At 72.5% G+C, this 18,072-nt stretch carries 15 protein-coding genes; 8 read left to right on the forward strand and 7 right to left on the reverse strand.

Annotated elements, in window-relative coordinates; translation table 11 throughout:
• Positions 1-24 precede the first annotated feature (24 nt).
• The 5 genes from JXZ78_RS04550 to JXZ78_RS40130 form a co-directional block, all read right to left on the reverse strand.
• Positions 25-3,231, reverse strand: a complete 3,207-nt coding sequence (locus tag JXZ78_RS04550; RefSeq protein WP_275127467.1) for a thioester reductase domain-containing protein — start codon at positions 3,229-3,231, stop codon at positions 25-27.
• Positions 3,152-3,487, reverse strand: coding sequence for a beta-ketoacyl synthase N-terminal-like domain-containing protein (locus JXZ78_RS04555; RefSeq protein ID WP_050502792.1), 336 nt, complete (start codon positions 3,485-3,487; stop codon positions 3,152-3,154). The genes JXZ78_RS04550 and JXZ78_RS04555 overlap by 80 nt, the downstream gene beginning before the upstream one ends.
• On the reverse strand, positions 3,484-3,906 hold the full coding sequence (locus JXZ78_RS04560) for an acyl carrier protein (RefSeq protein WP_063726140.1): 423 nt from the start codon (positions 3,904-3,906) through the stop codon (positions 3,484-3,486). The genes JXZ78_RS04555 and JXZ78_RS04560 overlap by 4 nt, the downstream gene beginning before the upstream one ends.
• A 25-nt stretch (positions 3,907-3,931) precedes the next feature.
• Positions 3,932-4,765 carry a sugar phosphate isomerase/epimerase family protein gene (locus JXZ78_RS04565; protein WP_030022582.1) on the reverse strand — a complete coding sequence of 278 codons (834 nt, stop codon included), beginning with the start codon at positions 4,763-4,765 and terminating at the stop codon, positions 3,932-3,934.
• Positions 4,766-5,066: 301 nt separating this feature from the next.
• On the reverse strand, positions 5,067-5,192 hold the full coding sequence (locus tag JXZ78_RS40130) for a hypothetical protein (RefSeq protein WP_275127406.1): 126 nt from the start codon (positions 5,190-5,192) through the stop codon (positions 5,067-5,069).
• Positions 5,193-5,940: 748 nt separating this feature from the next.
• Here JXZ78_RS40130 and JXZ78_RS04570 point away from each other — a divergent pair.
• Entirely contained in the window at positions 5,941-7,173 is a 1,233-nt protein-coding gene (locus JXZ78_RS04570) for a cytochrome P450 (protein ID WP_050502793.1), read from the forward strand.
• Between the two features lie 375 nt (positions 7,174-7,548).
• Here the strand turns inward: JXZ78_RS04570 and JXZ78_RS04575 are convergent, their stop codons facing one another.
• Positions 7,549-8,787, reverse strand: coding sequence for a cytochrome P450 (locus JXZ78_RS04575; protein ID WP_208870202.1), 1,239 nt, complete (start codon positions 8,785-8,787; stop codon positions 7,549-7,551).
• Between the two features lie 968 nt (positions 8,788-9,755).
• On the opposite strand from JXZ78_RS04575, the gene JXZ78_RS04580 reads away from it, so the two are divergent.
• The 4 genes from JXZ78_RS04580 (at position 9,756) to JXZ78_RS04595 (ending at position 14,437) form a co-directional block, all read left to right on the forward strand.
• Positions 9,756-11,324 (forward strand): FtsW/RodA/SpoVE family cell cycle protein, encoded by a 1,569-nt coding sequence (locus tag JXZ78_RS04580; RefSeq protein WP_078624507.1) that lies wholly within the window; start codon positions 9,756-9,758, stop codon positions 11,322-11,324.
• On the forward strand, positions 11,321-12,775 hold the full coding sequence (locus JXZ78_RS04585) for a penicillin-binding transpeptidase domain-containing protein (RefSeq protein WP_030022586.1): 1,455 nt from the start codon (positions 11,321-11,323) through the stop codon (positions 12,773-12,775). The genes JXZ78_RS04580 and JXZ78_RS04585 overlap by 4 nt, the downstream gene beginning before the upstream one ends.
• 184 nt (positions 12,776-12,959) lie before the next feature.
• Positions 12,960-13,394 carry an HD domain-containing protein gene (locus tag JXZ78_RS04590; RefSeq protein WP_030022587.1) on the forward strand — a complete coding sequence of 145 codons (435 nt, stop codon included), beginning with the start codon at positions 12,960-12,962 and terminating at the stop codon, positions 13,392-13,394.
• 98 nt (positions 13,395-13,492) lie between these two features.
• Positions 13,493-14,437 (forward strand): ABC transporter ATP-binding protein, encoded by a 945-nt coding sequence (locus tag JXZ78_RS04595; RefSeq protein WP_238782659.1) that lies wholly within the window; start codon positions 13,493-13,495, stop codon positions 14,435-14,437.
• 54 nt (positions 14,438-14,491) lie between these two features.
• On the opposite strand, the gene JXZ78_RS04600 is transcribed toward JXZ78_RS04595, so the two are convergent.
• Positions 14,492-15,610 (reverse strand): ferritin-like domain-containing protein, encoded by a 1,119-nt coding sequence (locus tag JXZ78_RS04600; RefSeq protein ID WP_030022590.1) that lies wholly within the window; start codon positions 15,608-15,610, stop codon positions 14,492-14,494.
• A 170-nt stretch (positions 15,611-15,780) separates the two neighbouring features.
• Between JXZ78_RS04600 and JXZ78_RS04605 the strand changes: the two genes are divergently transcribed.
• From JXZ78_RS04605 to JXZ78_RS04615, 3 genes are all read left to right on the forward strand, one after another.
• Positions 15,781-16,728: an AurF N-oxygenase family protein gene (locus JXZ78_RS04605; RefSeq protein WP_030022591.1), complete on the forward strand. Its 948-nt coding sequence runs from the start codon at positions 15,781-15,783 to the stop codon at positions 16,726-16,728.
• A 184-nt stretch (positions 16,729-16,912) separates the two neighbouring features.
• Positions 16,913-17,653 (forward strand): TetR/AcrR family transcriptional regulator, encoded by a 741-nt coding sequence (locus tag JXZ78_RS04610; RefSeq protein ID WP_030022592.1) that lies wholly within the window; start codon positions 16,913-16,915, stop codon positions 17,651-17,653.
• Positions 17,654-17,737: 84 nt separating this feature from the next.
• Entirely contained in the window at positions 17,738-18,001 is a 264-nt protein-coding gene (locus JXZ78_RS04615) for a DUF8847 domain-containing protein (RefSeq protein WP_030022593.1), read from the forward strand.
• Positions 18,002-18,072 lie beyond the last annotated feature (71 nt).

Genomic DNA, 18,072 nt, shown 5'->3' on the forward strand with positions numbered 1-18,072 from the left:
GTGGTCCCGTCGGTGGTCACTGGGTCAGGCACCTTCCGTCACATCGGTCAACAGGGCCGCGAAGGTGGGATGCGCGGCGAGGTGGCGCAGGGCCTGCAAGGCCCGTCCGCCGTCCAGGCGGGGGTCCAGGCCGTGCTCGCGCAGCCACTCCCCCCACAGCCGGGCTTCCACGTCCACCCGCGGCGTGTCCAGGTCGTGGGTCTCGTACAGGGCCATGGTGGAGAGCACCGGGTCGCCGGTCTCCAGCGCCCGCCGGCCGGCCAGCCGCGCCCACTCCGCGACCGGGACGGGGCGGGTCGGCGCCCCGAGCGTGCCCAGTTCGGCGAAGAGCGCGGCGAACGTGGTGGCCTCCTCGCCGACCAGGTGGTAGGCGCGGCCCGCGGAGCCGGGCTCCCGGCCGAGCTGGACGATCGCGCGGGCCACCAGGTCGATGGGCGCCACCGGCAGCGGCATGTCGTCTGCCGGGTGGGCGCCGACGGCCAGGCACGCGGCCACCAGACGCCAGAGCATGTCCAGGTCGTTGCAGGCGCCGGTGGTGGTGTCGCCGCCGATCAGACCGGGCCGGAAGACCCGGACCCGCATCCCGTCCCGTTCGGCCTTGTCCAGGAGGCGTTCGCTGACCCACTTGGAGATGCCGTAACCGCCGGCCTCGGGGTCCAGGGGCTGCTCCCGGCGCTCCAGCGTCCGGCCTTCGGAGCCGAGGGCCTGGCCGCAGGCGGCGAGGGTGGAGATGTAGCTGATGTCGGTGATGCCGTGGCGGCGCATCCAGCCGAGGAGGTGGTACGTGGCCAGGGTGTTGGCCGGGCGCAGCACCTCGTACGGCTCGGTGAAGACGACGTGGGCGCCGCAGTGCACGACGTGGCCGGTGCGGCGGGCCAGTTCGCCGTCGCGGTAGGTCTCGCACACCTCGTCGATGTCCCGCAGGTCGCCGGGGACGACGTGGACGCGCCCCGGGTCGGGCTCGGGGAGCCGGAAGCGGGCGGCGGCCTCGCGCAGGCGCCGGCGGCCGTGGTCCTCGTCGTCGGCGCGGACCAGGCAGTAGACGCGGCTGTCGCGGTGGCCGGGGTCCTGGAGGAGTTCGTGCAGCAGGAAGGCGCCGACGAAGCCGGTGGCGCCGGTGAGCAGCACGTCGGTGCCGGGCGGGGTTTTCCGCGGGGCCAGGGGCGGGAGGTCGAGGGCCAGGTCGGCGTCGATGAGGGCGGCGTCCCGCGCGGCGCCCGCCGCCTCGGCGGGTCCGCCGTCCGTACGGTCCGACACTCCGCCCGTACGGTCCGACGCGCCGCGGATCGCTTCGGCGACGCGGGCGACGGTGGCCCGGCTGCCGCCGGTGCGGTGCAGGTTGAGGAGCATCCCGTACCGCTCCTGCACCTCCAGGGTCATCCGCAGGCCGAGCAGGGACGTGCCGCCGAGGGCGCCGAAGGTGTCGTGCGGGCCGATGCCTTCGGTGCCGAACAGTTCCTCCCAGAGGGCGATCAGTTCGCCTTCCAGGCCGGTGGGCGCGGCGGCGGGCGCGCTCGGCCGGGCGGGCTCCTGCCGAGCGGCGCCCGGCACCTCGAACACCGAGTCGTCCAGCGCCGAGCAGCGGCGCCGGGTGTACGGGTACGTGGGCAGCGGGACGCGGCGGCCGGTGCCGTCGTCGAGCGCTCGGGCGTCCACCGGGACGCCGTGCAGCCAGGCGTCCGCGAGGGCCGCGGCGATCCGGTCGCCGGGATCGGCGCCGTCCGCTGCCGGGATCACGTACCGCCCGGGGCCGCTCTCCCCCTCGCCGACGACGATCAGGTAGGCGTCGGCGGGCAGCGCGGCGGGCACGGTGTCGTGCTGCTCGGTACGGCTGCCGAGGGCCGCCAGCAGCGCGGTGCGCAGCGCCTCCGCGCGCTCGCCGTCCGCCGTGACGGCCAGGACGGGGCGGCGCGTTCCGGCGCGGACCGTACGGGCGGCGGGCGGCCGGGGCAGGCGCAGGGCGGCGGACAGCCGGTCGGGGGCCGCTGTGACGACCCGGCGCTCCGCGAAGTCCTGCCGTCCGACGCGCAGGGTGTGGGCGATGTCCCCGGCCGCGGTCCGGTCCTGGTCGATCTCGTCGGCCAGACGGCGGGAGAGCGCGTCGAGTTCGGTACGGGTCCGGGCGGAGAGCTGGAGCCGTACGACGGGCCGGGCGGGCGCGGACGGGCGCACCGGCTCCGGCGGCGGGGCGAGGACGACGGAGGCGTTGGCACCGCCCAGGCCCATGGAGTTCACCAGCACCCGGCGGCCGGCGTCGGTGCACCGTTCCAGCTCGGTGGGGACGCGGAAGGGGCTGTCCGCGAGGACACCGGGGTCCCGGGCGTGCTCGAACATCGGGTGCGGCACCAGATGGCCGGTGCGCACGACGTGGATCGCCTTGATCAGCCCGGCGATGCCGGCGGCCGACCCGGCGTGCCCGATGTTCGCCTTGACCGTGCCGAGCGCGCAGTGGTCGCGGTCGGACGCACGGGCGCCCGCCGCGCGCAGGCCGTCGATGAGGCCGCGCAGTTCGACCTGGTCGCCGAGGGGTGTGCCGGAGCCGTGCGCCTCGGCGTAGCGCAGGTCCGCCGGGTCGGTCCCGGCCACCGTGAGCGCGGCGGCGACGACCGAGGCCAGGCCGTCCGGACTGGGCGCGGTGAAGCCGGGCCGGCGGGCGCCGTCGTTGCCGACCGCGCTGCCGCCGATCACCGCGAGGACCGGGTCGCCGTCGGCGAGCGCGTCGGCGAGGCGGCGCAGGACGACGACGCCGATGCCGGAGCCCGCGCCCGTGCCCGTGGAGCGGATGTCGAAGGCGCGGCAGAAGCCGTCCTCGGAGAGCACGCCGCCGGGCTGGTACTGGTAGCCGACGGACGGGTACGACAGTCCGCTGCCGCCCGCCAGGGCGATGTCGCACTCCTCCGACAGCAGGCTCAGGACCGCGTAGTGCACGGCGGTCAGCGAGGAGGAGCAGGCGGTCTGCACGGCCAGGGACGGGCCGCGCAGGCCGAGCTTGTAAGAGACCCGGGGGGCCATGAAGTCGATGCCGCCGCCCAGCTGGGTGGCCAGGTCGTCGAAGGCGGCGGGGCCTTCCGTACGGGCGCGGGCGTACTGGAGCAGGGTGTTGTACGAGCTGTTGCTCGCCCCGGCGAACACGCCGACCTGCGGTCCGTGCTCACCGTTCGGCAGGTGGCCGGCCCGCTCCAGACCGTCCCGGCAGGCCTCCAGGAAGAGGCGCTGCTGCGGGTCGATCAGCTCGGCCTCGACGGGGGGTGCAGCCGAAGAACTCGGCGGCGAACAGCTCCGGGTCCTCGATCCAGCCGGACCGGGTCACGAAGCCCGGCGCGGCGGCCGCCTCCGGGGACACACCGCAGCGGCGCAGATCCTCGGCGGGGATGTCGCGCAGCGAGACCACGCCCTTGTCGAGGTTGCTCCAGAACTCCTCCGGGGTGGCGGCCTCCGGGAACCGGCAGCCGACGCCCACCACCGCTACGGCGGTCTCGCTGTTCATCGCGCGGCGGACCCTTCCGGCTGCTGCGGGCCGGTCGCGGGCACGGTGTCCGTACGGCCGCGGCGGGCACTGCCGAGCAGCCGTCCGCGGCCGGCCGGGGCCGCCGCGGCGGGGGCCGGCGCCGCGGGCTCGTACGACGGGTCCAGCAGCCGGGCCTGGGCGCGCACCGTGTCGTGCCGGAACAGCTCGGCGACCTCCAGCTCGCGCCCGGTCTGGTCGGACAGCTCGTCACTGAGCATCACCAGCAGCATCGAGTTGCCGCCCGCTTCGAAGAAGCCGGTGTCCAGGGGCACCTCGTCGGTGCCCAGGACGTCCTGCCACGCCCGGCGGACGAGCTGGAGCGGGTCCGGGTCCGCGTTCGGGTTCGGGTTCGCGTTGGCGTCCGCGGGTATGGACGCGCTGTCTTCGGGGTTCGCCACGGGGGCCTCCGGGAGGGTTTCGGGTTCAGACACGCCGCGCCGCCGCGGTGTCGAAGAAGTCGCGGGCCCGGGCCATCGCCCGGCCGACCTTGTCGTAGGCGTTCTCCGGGTCGGCGAACGGGCCGACCTCGACGCCGACCCAGGCGGCGTCGACGGCGAGCAGCTGGTCGGTGAAGGCGGCCATGTCCGCGACGCCCTCGCCCGGCACCAGGTGCTCGTGGTACGTGCCGTTGGAGTCGGAGTAGTCGACGCTGTTGACCCGGCCGGGCAGCCGGCCCACCTCGGAGGCGGCCACCCCGGCGACGACGAGGTGGGAGACGTCGATGTTGGCCTGGAGGGCCGGGGAGGCGACGTCGTCCAGCAGCCGTACGAGGTCGTCGACGTCGGTGACCAGGGAGGTCTCCATCGGCTCGGGCTTGACGCTGAGCGCGATGCCGCGCGCCTCGGCGTAGTCGGCCAGCCGCCGGACCGAGGCGGCGAGCAGCTGCCACTGCGCCTCCTCGGGCCACATGGCGCGCCAGAACCAGTCGCCGAGGAGCAGTTTCATGACCTCGCCGCCCAGTTCCCTGGTGAGGTCGACATGGGCTTCGGCGCGCTTGAGGTGGAATTCCCGTACGACGTCGCGGAAATCACTGAGGCCGAATGCGTGACAGGCCGTCAAGCTGATGGGCAGACCCACCGCGTCGGCGTCGTCGCGGAATTGCAGCAGCCGTTCCGGCGCGATTTCCATCGCTTCTTCGACGATGCAGATCCATTCGGCGCCCAGTTCGGCGGCGGCCCGCCAGGCGTCCTTGCCCTGGTACGGGGAGCCGTAGAACGCCTGGTCCACCAGCAGCCCGAGGCTTGTGTGACTGGTCATGGATGCTTCCGCTCCTAGTCGGTGCGCGTCCCGCCCGCGGGCCGGGAGAGCTTCGGTCTTCTTCTCGCGGAAAAGACCCGGCGCGACATTCCGTGGTACGCAGTGATGGTCGTGCCGTGACGGGCGCACGGTGCGGGACGGGGCGGCGTATTTCCGCTTTCCGCCGTGCCGCACTCGGGTGCGTGTGCCGGCCGCTGCCGTTCCGGGCAGGGGACGGTCCGCTCACGGGAGGGAAGGCTGTCGGTGATCCGGTCGGGAGGGCCGGTCCGGAGGCCGGTCCAGAGGGCTGGCCCGGGGGCCGCTACGAGGCGATGGCCGCCGGGCGGCGTGGTGGTGCGGTGCGGCGGCCGGTCGCACACCGGATCGCGCCGTCGAAGCGGGCACCGGTGCCCGGCACCGCGTCCGCTCTCTCGTCGATTGCCATCATTCGCGCCCCCGTCGGCCAACGATCCTGACGACCTTGTTCCGGCCCTGTCGAACACCGGGATGCTAGCACGCGCTTCGGGGCGCACTCTATGGCGAAATGTCACCTGATGCCGTCGCGTCTGATCACGTACTCCCAGCTCAGAGGGGGTAGTTGGACGAAGCAACCGAAAGCGGGAGCGGGTGGGCCGAACAGGCCGGAGGGGCCGGGCGGACGGCGTGGACAGCGCGGCGGCGCACGCCCGGCGGACACGGCGCGGAGGCCGTCCGCCCGCGGGCGGCACCGGCGCACGGCGCGGGGCAACGGCCGCTGGGCGCAGGCCGGGTGCGTTCCTCTTCGCCTTCGATCCGCCTTCGATCCGCCTCCGACTCCACCGCCCTGCGGTTCGCCGTCCGGTGCGGGGCGGCGGGCCACCGCGGAGGCGCCGCACCGGCATGGGCAGGTGACGAGAAAGGCTGCGGAAAAGGCTGGGGAAAGCATCGCGGCGATTAACCGCACCTGTTACCGCACCTGTCGGCCGGACATGATGCGGGGAAACGGAGCGCGGCAACGGAGCCCGGCAGCGGAGCACGTCGGCAGACCGCGTCGAGGAAACGCGTCGGCGGAACGCGTAGACGGAACGTGACGGCGGAGCACGTCCAAGAACTCCGGCCACGACGCCCGTCACCACGCGGCGGGTTGCTACTGTGCGAATGCGGAGCGGCCGCCTGGGCGACTCCGGCCGAGGAGCCTTGAGGAGCAGGGGGAATCCATGCCCAGCCGCATCATGCTGAGTCCGGGGGACATAGCGACGCTGGATCTGACGGACCCGCGTACCCACGCCGAGTACGACCTGAGCGAGGTCTGGCGCCATTTGCGCAGGACGCAGCCGTTCTACTGGCACCCTTCCGTCGGCGGAGCGCCGGGTTTCTGGGTCGTTTCCCGGCACGCGGACGTCTCCGAAATCTACCGGGACGACAAGCGGTTCACGTCCGAGAAGGGAAATGTCCTCACCACGCTGCTGATGGGCGGGGATTCCGCCGCGGGCATGATGGCCGCCGTGACGGACGGGCCGCGGCACGCCGACATCCGCAAGATCCTGCTCAAGGCGTTCTCGCCGCGCGCACTGGAAGGCGTGGTGGACCACATCCGGCAGTCCACCCGCGCGCTGCTCCGCGCCGCGATGGCCCGCGAGGAGTGCGACTTCGCCCGGGACGTGGCGGCGGACATCCCGCTCACCGCGATCTGCGACCTGATGGGCGTGCCCGAGGCGGACCGCGCGAAGGTGCTGGAGCTGACCGCGACGGCCCTCGGCAACGACGGCGCGGCCCAGTCACCCGTCGCCGCCTGGCAGGCGCGCAACGACATCCTCGCGTACTTCGGCACACTGGCCGAGGAGCGGCGCCGGAACCCGGGCGACGACGCGGTCAGTGTGCTGGCCACCGGCCTGATCGAGGGCCGGCCGCTGACCATGGACGAGATCGTGGTCAACTGCTACAGCCTGATCATCGGCGGTGACGAGACCAGCCGGATGTCGATGACCGGCGGAGTGCTCGCGCTCGTCGAACACCCCGCGCAGTGGCGGGCCCTGAAGAGCGGCGAGGCGGACATCGCCACCGCCGTCGACGAGATCCTGCGCTGGACGACGCCCGCGCTGCACTTCGGCCGTACGGCCTTGGAGGACGTCCCGGTCGGCGGGCAGGGGCAGGTGATCAAGGCCGGGGACGTCGTCACGCTGTGGAACGACTCGGCCAACATGGACGAGGAGGTCTTCGAGGCCCCGGAGCGGTTCCTGCTCGACCGCACCCCCAACAAGCACCTGTCCTTCGGGTACGGCCCGCACTTCTGCCTCGGCGCCTACCTGGGCCGCGCGGAGATCGCCGCCATGCTGACCGGCCTGCGCGAGCTCGTCGCGTCGGTGGAGCTGCGCGGCGACACCCGCCGCAACTACTCCAACCTGCTGAGCGGCGTCACGAGCCTGCCGGTGGCTTTGCGGCCGGAGTGAGCCCGGGTGGCCGGAGTGGACCCGGGTGGCCGGAGTGGGCCCGGGTGGCCAGGGTGAGCCCGGGTGCCTTCAGTGGATCCGGGCGGCCGGAGTGGGGCGGGCGGCCGGAGCGCTTCCGCCTTCGCGGAAGAAGCGAGGGGAAACGGCCGACGACCGGGGCCTCGGCCTCTCCCGGCCTTGCGCCCGGCCGTCGCAAATAATCGATTATCACGGATAATCGATTATCGACCCATGGCGCCGGAGGGGCGGGGCTTCCGCCCTTCCGGCGCGTGCGGGTGAAGCGGGTGAAGCAATACGGCGGGTACGGCCGGGATACCGGTACGGCGGGTACGGCCGAGACGCCGGTACGGCGGGTGTGCGGCGGGGAAACCCGGCTCAGCCGTCGACGCGGACCGGCAGCGACTCGATCCCGTACACGATCGACAGCTTGCGGAACGCCAGCTCCTCGGGCCGCACCGCGAGCCGCATGGCGGGGAAGCGCCGCACCAGCGCGGGGTAGGCGGCGCGCAGCTCCATCTTGGCCAGCTCGGCGCCGACGCAGCGGTGGATGCCGTAGCCGAAGGCGAGGTGCGAGGGCACGTTGCGGGACGGATCGAAGCGCTCCATGTCGGGCCCCAGCTTGCCGTCCCGGTCGGCGCCGCTCAGCGAGCACAGCACCACGTCACCCTTGGTGATCGGCACACCGGCGATCTCCAGGTCCTCCCGCGCGAACCGGGGGAAGGCCACCTGCACGACGGTGAGGTAGCGCAGCAGCTCCTCCACGTAGCGGTCGGCGGCCTCGTCGCCGTCCTTGAGGGCCGCGAAGTGCGAGTCGTCCTGGAGGAGTACCAGGGCGCCCAGCGCCAGCATGCTCGCGGTCGTCTCGAAGCCGCCGGTCAGCACGCCGTCGGCGAGGCCCGCCAGCTCCTCGTCGCTGACCGAGTCGCCGTGCTCCTTGACGATCATGCCGAGCAGGCCGTCGCCCGGGTTCTGCCGCTGCTTCTTGACCACCTCACGGAAATACGAGAGCGATTCCGATATGGCGCCGAACGACGCGTTGGCGCCGCTGAAAAGGTCGAAGCGGGCGGCGCTCAGCCGCTCGAAGTCCGCGCGGTCCTCGTACGGAACTCCGAGGAGTTCGCAGATGACCAGCGAGGGAATCGGCAGGGCGAACATCTCCACCAGGTCGACCGGGTCGCCGGCGGCGCCGGCCTTCTCCATGGCGTCCAGCCGCTCCTCCACGATCTCGTGGATACGGGGCGTGAGCCGGTTGAGGCGGCGCATGGTGAATTCGGGCGTCAGCAGACGGCGCAGCCGGGTGTGCACCGGCGGGTCGGCGAAACCGAGGCCGCCCGGGTTCTGGTCGGTGCTGGCGCCGGCCTGCCCGATGAGGTTGGTGAAGTCGGAGCTGAAGGCGTTGCCCTTGCCCAGGACGGCCTTGACCTCGTCGTAACCGGTGACCAGCCATACATTGGCGGCGATCGGCACCGGCAGCTTGCTGATGGGCTCCCGCTCCCGCACCGTCGCCAGCTCGCCCACCGGGTCCAGCCCGTCGCGCCGCAGCGGCATCAACACAGACTCGGGCAAGAAAGACATCCGAGACAGATCGAAGCCCTTCTTCCGCGTCCTTGCCATATACAGGCGGCCGGCCCAGGCGATGATCCGGGAACGGAGAGTCGTCATGACGCTAATACTGCCTTTCGTCGAGGGGGACGGTCACCCGCCCTCGGCGGGCCCCGGTAAGGGCTGCCGAACGCCGGGACATCCGCTCGGCGTTCGCGGATGTGACGTGCGCCATGGACCGGTCGGCCGCATCCAGCGTGACGAGCTCAGCCTTGTACATATGTGTGCGCGTGGTCTGAGGGCGAGTTTACAAACTGCCATTGCGCGCAATCACGGAACAACCCTTGTTCGCCCCCTAGGGGCTTCCCCGGAGGCGGTCGCGGCGCGGCCCGGTCCGCGCGAACCGGCCCTGCTCGCGGGCCAGTAGGCCGCCGCTCCGCGACGTGCCGCCGGGGCTGTGGAGGTACCGGGCGTCATGGGCGAAAGCCAACCGTATGCGGGGTGCGCGGCCCACCGTTTCCGTCACGGGCGAACGAGGCAACCCGCGCACCGTTTCACGCGTCCGCCCCGCTCGTACGCCGTCCGCCCCGCCCACCCGGAGAGGCGGCCGGAGTCCCGCCGGGCCCGCCCGGTGCCGTCCGGCCCCGGAAACCGTGCCCGCCCGACCCCGGCATCATGCCCGCCCGCCCCCAGGGACCGGACCGACACCTGACCCGCTCATCGGGCGACCGTACCCACACGCCCCTTGCGCGCGGCCGCCCGCACGACTCCCGCACGCCCGCATCACCCCAGCCGCCACCCGCCACCCGCCACCCACAGGACGCAGCCCGCAGGACGCAGGCCACAGACCGCCGACCGCCACCCGTAGACCACAGACCGCTGACCGCCGACCGCCCCGCCCGTCCACCCGTCCACCCGTCCACCACACACCTCACCCCACCCTCCCCACGCCACTCACCCCACCCTTCCCGCACACCACACCCACCCCACCGAACCCGACATAAAGGACATATGCCCCAACGCTTGCTACGTTGCCTGTCATGACCGCACCCACGGCGGACGCTCCCCCACCGGGCCTGAGGATGCCCGGACGCCGGGGCACCGAACTGGCCCTCCTCGCCGGCGCCGTCCTGATCAGCGTCTGCGGGTACATCGACGTCGGGCTCGCCCGGCAGAACGCCGTCCCGGGCGACGCCGCGAGCTACGGGGCGGGCCTGGCCGCCCTGGCCCTCCTGGGCCACCTCGCCGTCAGGTTCCGCGCGCCCTACGCCGACCCCCTGCTGCTCCCCATCGCCATCCTGCTGAACGGGCTCGGGCTGCTCCTGATCTTCCGGCTCGACCTGGAGACCCCGGTGGACCGGGCGGCGCCCACCCAGCTCGTCTGGTCCGCACTCGGCGTCGGCCTGTTCGCCGCCGTCGTCCTGCTGCTGCGCGACCACCGCACCCTGCAGCGCTACGCCTATGTGTCGGTCGCCGCCGGCCTGGTCCTGATGGTCGTCCCGATCTTCTTCCCCGCCGTGAACGGGGCCAAGATCTGGATCCGGGTGGCGGGCTTCTCCTTCCAGCCCGGCGAGTTCGCGAAGATCCTCATCACCGTCTTCTTCGCCGCGTACCTGGCGGCCAACCGCAACGCCCTCGCCCACACGGGCAAGCGGATGTGGAAGCTCCAGTTCCCCACCGGCCGAGTGCTCGGCCCGGTCGTCGCCGTCTGGCTGGTCAGCGTCGGTGTCCTGGTCCTCGAACGCGACCTGGGCACCTCGCTCCTCTTCTTCGGCGTCTTCGTCGTCCTGCTGTACGTGGCCACCGGCCGCACCGGCTGGATCGCGGTGGGCCTGCTGCTCGCCGCCGCCGGTGCCGCCGCCGTCGGCGTCCTCGAACCGCACGTGCACAGCCGGGTCGCGGACTGGCTGCACCCGTTCGCGAGCATCACGGCGGGCCGGGGCGCGAGCCAGCTCGCCCAGTCGCTGTTCGCCTTCGCCGCCGGCGGCCTGCTCGGCACCGGCCTGGGCGAGGGCCACTCCGCCCTCATCGGCTTCGCCATGAAGTCGGACTTCATCCTGGCCACCTACGGCGAGGAACTGGGCCTGACCGGCCTCACCGCCCTCTTCCTCCTCTACGCGCTCCTGGTGGCCCGCGGTTACCGGGCCGGGCTGGCGCTGCGCGACCCGTTCGGCCGGCTGCTGGCCGTGGGCCTCGCCTCCCTCCTGGCCGTACAGGTCTTCGTCATCGCGGGCGGCGTGATGGGCCTCATCCCGCTGACCGGCATGGCGATGCCGTTCCTCGCCCAGGGCGGCTCGTCCGTCGTCACCAACTGGGTCATCGTCGCGCTGCTCATCCGGGTCAGCGACAGCGCCCGCAGACCGCACCCGGACGCCGCGGAGCCCGGGGTGGTCGCGGCGGCAGGCACCGACGGCGCCCGGTCCGGCGCCTCCGCCCCGCCGTACGAGGAGGACGACATGCCGTACGGATACGGATACGGGGGCGGCGAAGTCGAGGACAACCACCACAACCACGGCAACCATGATGAACGCGGCAACCACGGCAACCACGGCAACCACGGCAACCACGATGAATACGACCACCACGACGACCAGGACAGCCACCGGTGAACCGCTACATCCGCCGCGCCAGCGTCTTCTGCCTGCTCCTGCTCGTGGCGCTGCTCCTGAACGCCGCCCGCGTCCAGGTCTTCGAGGCCGGACACTACGACGACGACTCCGCCAACCGGCGCGCCGCGCTGACCCGTTACAGCCAGCCGCGCGGCGACATCCTCGTCGACGGCGAGCCGGTGACCGGCTCGCGCGACAGCGGCGGGCGGCTGCGGTACGAGCGGACGTACGCCGAGGGGCCGCTGTATGCGCCCGTCACCGGCTACGCCTCCCAGGTCTACGGCACCTCGCTGCTGGAGAACGCCGAGGACGACGTGCTGTCCGGCACCGACCCACGGCTCGCGGCGGTCCCGCTGTGGACCGACATCAGCCGCGAGCAGCAGCCGGGCGGCGACGTGGTCAGTACGGTCGTCGCGGCGGTGCAGCAGGCCGCGTTCGAGGGGCTGGGCGGCAAGAAGGGCGCGGTGGCCGCCGTGCAGCCGCGCACCGGCAAGATCCTCGCGCTGGTCAGCACGCCGTCGTACGACCCGAACGACCTCGCCGGCACCGAGCAGTCCGTGGCCGACACCTGGAACCGGCTCAACCGGAGCGCCGGCCAGCCGATGATCAACCGGGCCCTGAAGCAGACGTACCCGCCGGGTTCCACCTTCAAGGTCGTCACGGCCGCGGCGGCGCTGGACCACCGCAAGGTCACCGACATCGACGCGGCCACCGACGCTCCGGACCCGTACACCCTTCCGGGGACCTCCACCCGGCTCACCAACGAGGCGGGCGGCTGCGCGAACGCGTCGCTGCGGCACGCCTTCGAGGTCTCCTGCAACACCGTCTTCGCCCGCCTGGGCGTGGACGTCGGCCTGGACGGCATGGTGGGGACCGCGGAGAAGTTCGGCTTCAACGACGCGGACCTGAAGATCCCCTCCACCGCGGCCCGCAGCGTCTTCGACACCGAGATGGACGACGCGCAGGTGGCCCTCTCGGCCATCGGCCAGTACGACACCACGGCCACCCCGCTCCAGATGGCGATGGTCGCCGCGGCCGTGGCCAACGGCGGCGAGGTCAAAACCCCCTATCTGGTGGACAAGGTGACCGACGCGCACGGCGGCACGGTCGCCGCCACCCGGCACAAGACCCTGCACCGGGCCATGAGCCGCGGCACCGCGCGACGCCTCCAGGAGATGATGACCGGCGTGGTCACGCGGGGTACCGGCACCGGCGCCGCGATCGACGGCGCCACCGTCGGCGGCAAGACCGGCACCGCCCAGCACGGCGTGGGCAACAAGGGCACGCCGTACGCCTGGTTCGTCTCCTGGGCGAAGAAGGACGGCGCGGCCGACCCGGCGGTGGCCGTGGCGGTGGTCGTCGAGGACGCGGCCGCCGACCGCGCGGACATCAGCGGCGGCGGCAGCGCGGCACCGATCGCCCGCGCGGTGATGCGGGCCGCGCTACGGTGACGTACAGGGACGTACGGGAACGTAGGGGAACGTACGGAAGGCAACGCCACGCTGCGCAGGGGGACGCATGGGACAGCCGGGACACGAACGTACGGGGCAGCGGAGGCATGGACATACGGGGCAGCGGAGGCGCGGACTTACGGGGCAGCCGGGACCAGCACCTCAGGCCGGCGGCCGGGCCCTCCTGACCCTGACCGAGGTCGAGGCGCTGGCCCGCCGGGCCCACGAGGGACAGACGGACAAGGCCGGCCGCCCGTACGCGGAGCATCTCGCGGCGGTCGCCGGGGGCGTACGGGAGCGCGGCGGCAGCGACGAGCAGATCGCCGCCGCCTGGCTGCACGACGCCGTCGAGGACGGCGCGCTCACGCCCGCGTGGCTGGCCGGCGCCGCGCTCACGGCGCGCACCAAGGCGATGGTCCGCGCGGTGACCAAGCGCCCGGGCGAGCCGGTCGAGGCGTACACGGCCCGCATCCTGGCCACGCCGGGCGCGCTGCTGATCAAGGAAGCGGATCTGGCGCACAACGCGGACCCGGCGCGGCTCGCGGTGCTGGACGCGGCGACGCGGGAGCGGCTGACCGTGAAATACCGCCGCGTCCGGGGCCTGCTGGGACTGGCGTAGGCCCGGCCGTCACCTCCCCGCCTGCACGGCTCCGCCGCCCCGGTCCACACCCCGGACACCACCCCACAAAGCTGCCCCCTGCAGCTAACCTGCCCGCCATGACGACCTCGGAGCCCTCGGACCCCAGCATTTCCACCACTCCCTCGGCCCCCTCGGATCTCTCAGCCCCTTCGGACCTCTCAGCTCCCTCGGATCTCTCGGCCCCCGAAACCCCCGCGCCTCTCTCCGCCCCCGCCTCCCCCACCACCCCCGAAAACCAGGTCATCGCGGCCCTCCACGACGCGAGCGTCCGCCGTCTCACCACCGGCCAGGTCATCCTCGACGGCATCGACTGGACCGTACGCACCGGCGAGCACTGGGCCCTCCTCGGCGCCAACGGCGCGGGCAAGACCACCGTCCTGCGGCTGGTCGGCGCGCTGATGTTCCCCACCACCGGAACCGTCGAGGTGCTCGGCCACCGTCTCGGCACCGTCGACGTACGCGAACTGCGCGCCGCGATCGGCCTGGCCTCCAGCGCGCAGAAGGTCCCGCAGGACGCGACCGGCCACACCGTGGTGCTGACCGGTGCAACCGGCACGGTGCAACCGCTCTGGGGGAAATACGACGACGCCACCCGAGAGCGCGCGCACGAACTGCTGGCCGAGCTGGAGTGCAAGGACCTGGCGGATCGGCCGTACGGTGTGTGTTCCGGCGGCCAGCGGGCCCGTCTCCTCATCGCCCGTGCACTGATGGCCGACCCGTCGCTACTCCTCTTGGACGAGCCGTTCAACGCGCTCGACCTGCCGTCCAGGGAGGACCTGATCGACACCATGCACCGCCTGGCCGAAGGCCGCCCCGGCCTGTCGACGGTCACCGTCACCCACCACCTGGAGGAGCTCTCTCCCGCCATCGGCCACGCGCTGCTGCTGCGCGAGGGCCGCGTGCAGGCGCAGGGACCGGTGGCGGACGTCCTCACCGGCGAGCGCATGACGGCGTGCTTCGGCCGGCCCGTAGAGGTGACCCGCCACGACGGCCGGTGGCTGGCGCGCTCAGGGCGGCGCTGACCGTCCAACTGGGCAACCTTGACAGCGCGGCGCGGTACACCGCCGCGCGCGCTCTCAGTCCGAGCCCCCTTCCTCCTCCCCCAGCGCGATCGCCTCCGTCACCTCACCGACCCGCGCGCGCTCCTCCTCCGCGAAGCGCTCCGCGTCGAGCTGTTCGGCCAGTTCCTCGTCCTGGGCCATCAGCTGGTCCAGGTTGGAGTCGCCGAGGTCGAAGACGCCCATGTCCACGTATGCACGCTGGAGGCGTTCGCCCCACAGGCCGATGTCCTTCACGCACGGGACGATGCGGCTGAAGAGCAGTTTGCGGAAGAGATGCAGGAATTCGGAGTTCTCGGTGATGTCGGCGGCTTCCTGGCGGGGGACGCCGAAGTTCTCCAGGACCTCCAGACCGCGCAGCCGGTCGCGCATCAAGTAGCAGCCCTCTATGACGAATTCCTCGCGATCACGCAGTTCGGCGTCGGAGAGCTGCTTGTAGTAGTCGCGCAGCGCCAGCCGCCCGAAGGCGACGTGCCGGGCCTCGTCCTGCATGACGTAGGTCAGGATCTGTTTGGGCAGCGGCTGGGTGGTGGTGTCGCGGATCATGCCGAAGGCGGCCAGCGCGAGACCCTCGATCAGTACCTGCATCCCGAGGTAGGGCAGGTCCCAGCGGGAGTCCCTGAGGGTGTCGCCCAGGAGCGCCCGGAGGTTGTCGTTGACCGGGTAGAGCATCCCGATCTTGTCCTTGAGGAAGCGGCTGTAGATCTCGGCGTGCCGGGCCTCGTCCATGGTCTGGGTCGCGGAGTAGAACTTCGCGTCGAGGTCGGGGACGGTCTCCACGATCCGCGCTGCGCAGACCATCGCCCCCTGCTCGCCGTGCAGGAACTGGCTGAACTGCCAGGCCGCGTAGTGCTGCCGCAGTTCCCCGCGTTCCTTGTCCGACATCCGGTCCCAGTACGCGGTGCCGTACAGGGAGACCGATTCGTCCGGGGTGCCGAGCGGGTCGTACGGGTCCACCTCCTGCGCCCAGTCGATGCGCAGGCTGGCGTCCCACTGTTTGTCCTTGCCCTTCTGGTAGAGGGCCAGCAGCCGCTCGCGGCCGTCGTCGTACTCCCAGCTGAGACGGGCCGGACTGCCCGCCGGTACGGTCCACGGATCCGCGCCCGGGTCCTGTGTGTACAGCTCGCGGCTCGACACCTGTGCCTCCTCGCTTCGCTTCCGACCCTCGCACCGGAGACGGTCGTTGGCAGGCTCACACGGACTTACCGGCGGGTCAACAATTCGCGCGCAGGGGATTGACGGGCTTGCTGACAAGCAGTCTCATAAGACGTGACCGCGGGTAACCCACGAGCGAGGTAACCACAGCCATGACGACCGTGACGCCGGCAACCACCGTGACGGAGCCAGGAGTCCTCCGGGACGCCCTCGGGCTGCTCAAGGACCGCGAGCAGGTGGCGGAACGACTGCTCGACTCCTCCGCCAAGCACTCCTTCGACCCGGACACCGAACTCGACTGGGACGCACCCCTGGAAGAGGGCAAGTGGTTCTGGCCGCCGGAGCTGGTGTCCCTCTACGACACCCCGATGTGGAAGAAGATGTCCGAGGAGCAGCGGATGGAGCTGTCCCGGCACGAGGCCGCGTCGCTGGCCTCGCTGGGCATCTGGTTCGAGATCATCCTGATGCAGCTGCTGGTACGGCACGTCTACGACAAGTCCGTGACCAGCGCGCACGTCCGCTACGCCCTGACCGAGATAGCCGACGAGTGCCGGCACTCGAAGATGTTCGCGCGCATGATCCAGAAGGGCGAGGCGCCCGCGTACCCCGTCTCCCGCCTCAACCACAACCTCGCGCGCATCCTCAAGACCGTGTCCACGACGCCCGGTTCGTTCGCCTGCACGCTGCTCGGCGAGGAGATCCTGGACTGGATGCAGCGGCTGACCTTCCCCGACGAGCGGGTCCAGACGATCGTGCGCGGCGTCACCCGCATCCACGTCGTCGAGGAGGCCCGCCACGTCCGGTACGCCCGCGAGGAACTGCGCCGCCAGATGGTCACCGCGCCGCGCTGGGAGCAGGAACTGACCCGCGTCAGCTGCGGTGAGGCGGCCCGCGTCTTCTCCATCGCCTTCGTCAACCCGCAGGTCTACACGAACGTCGGGCTGGACCGGCGGGAGGCGGTCGCCCAGGTGAAGGCCAGCGGGCACCGCCGCGAGGTGATGCAGTCCGGGGCGGGCCGGCTGACGGAGTTCCTCGACGACATCGGCGTCCTGCGCGGCGTGGGGCGCAAGCTCTGGAAGAGCTCGGGGCTGCTGGCGTAACCGCCGGGGCGCGGCGGCGACTCGGATCCGGGGCGGTGCGGCGCCGCGCCGGCCCGCCCCGGCTCCGGCCCGCCACGGCCGGGGTCCGGGGCGCACCGGCGTGGCGCGAGCCGCGCACGCGAACGCGCCCAGGCCCTCCGAACCCGCCCCGGCGCTTTCCCGGCGGGCCGGTTACGCTGCTGGGATGAACGGCAGCGGCACCGCCCCAGCAGTACCCCGACCCGCCTACCGCAGGCTCAGCGTCGAGCAGCGCCGCTCCCAACTCCTGACCGCCGCCCTGAGCCTGTTCGCCCAGCGCGCCCCCGAGGACGTGTCGCTGGACGACGTCGCGGCCGCCGCGCAGGTGTCCCGGCCGCTCGTCTACCGCTACTTCCCCGGCGGCAAGCAGCAGTTGTACGAGGCCGCCCTGCGCAGCGCGGCCGACATACTGGAGGGCTGCTTCGACGAGCCGGAGGACGGCCCGCTGACCCGGCGCCTCGGCCGGGCGCTCGACCGCTACCTGGCGTTCGTCGACGAGCACGACGCGGGGTTCAGCGCCCTGCTCCAGGGCGGCAGCGTCGTCGAGACGACCCGGACGTCCGCGATCGTCGACGAGGTGCGGCGCACCGCCGCCGACCAGATCCTGCACCACCTCGGCGCCACGTCCCCCTCGCCCCGGCTGCGGATGGCGGTCCGTACGTGGATCACGGCCGTCGAGGCCGCCTCCCTGATCTGGCTGGACGAGGACAAGCAGCCGCCGCTGGACGAGCTGCGGGACTGGCTGGTCGACCACTTCGTCGCACTGCTGACCGCGACGGCCGCCACCGACGAGCAGGCCGAGCGGGTGGCGCGCGCGGCGCTGGCGATGGAGACCGCCGACGGCCCGGCCGGTGAGCTGGCCCGGCGGATCCTGCCGATCGTGGCCGACGCGGCCCACCTCCTGTGAGCCGGGGCCGCCCGGGCGTGTTTCCGCTCCGGCTGGCCTGACCTGCGCTTTCACCGGGCTGTACATCGATGTGAGACTGGTGGGGTGAGAAGCGAGAACACCCCGTTCGTCGGCGGCCCGCTGGACGGGCGGGTGCTGCCGGTCCTCGTCGGCGCGACCGGCCAGCCGCCGAAGACGTACGAGATCCCCGTACCGAACGACGACGGCCGCCCGCCGACGGTGCACCTGTACCGGCGCGCGCCGGGCCGGGTGGGCCGGCTGGGCCTGCCCAGGGGCTGGAAGTACGAGTACGACCCGGCGGGCAGGGTGCCGGGCGGCCCGAAGTGGCCGTGGGCGAAACGACGTTGACGGCACGGGCCGACGCGCTCCGGGCCCCCGGCGCGACAGCCCCGCCCCTTCACCACCCCACTTGGTCCGGA

Origin of the sequence: Streptomyces monomycini, from assembly GCF_022271435.1 — a bacterium.
Lineage (GTDB): Bacteria > Actinomycetota > Actinomycetes > Streptomycetales > Streptomycetaceae > Streptomyces > Streptomyces monomycini.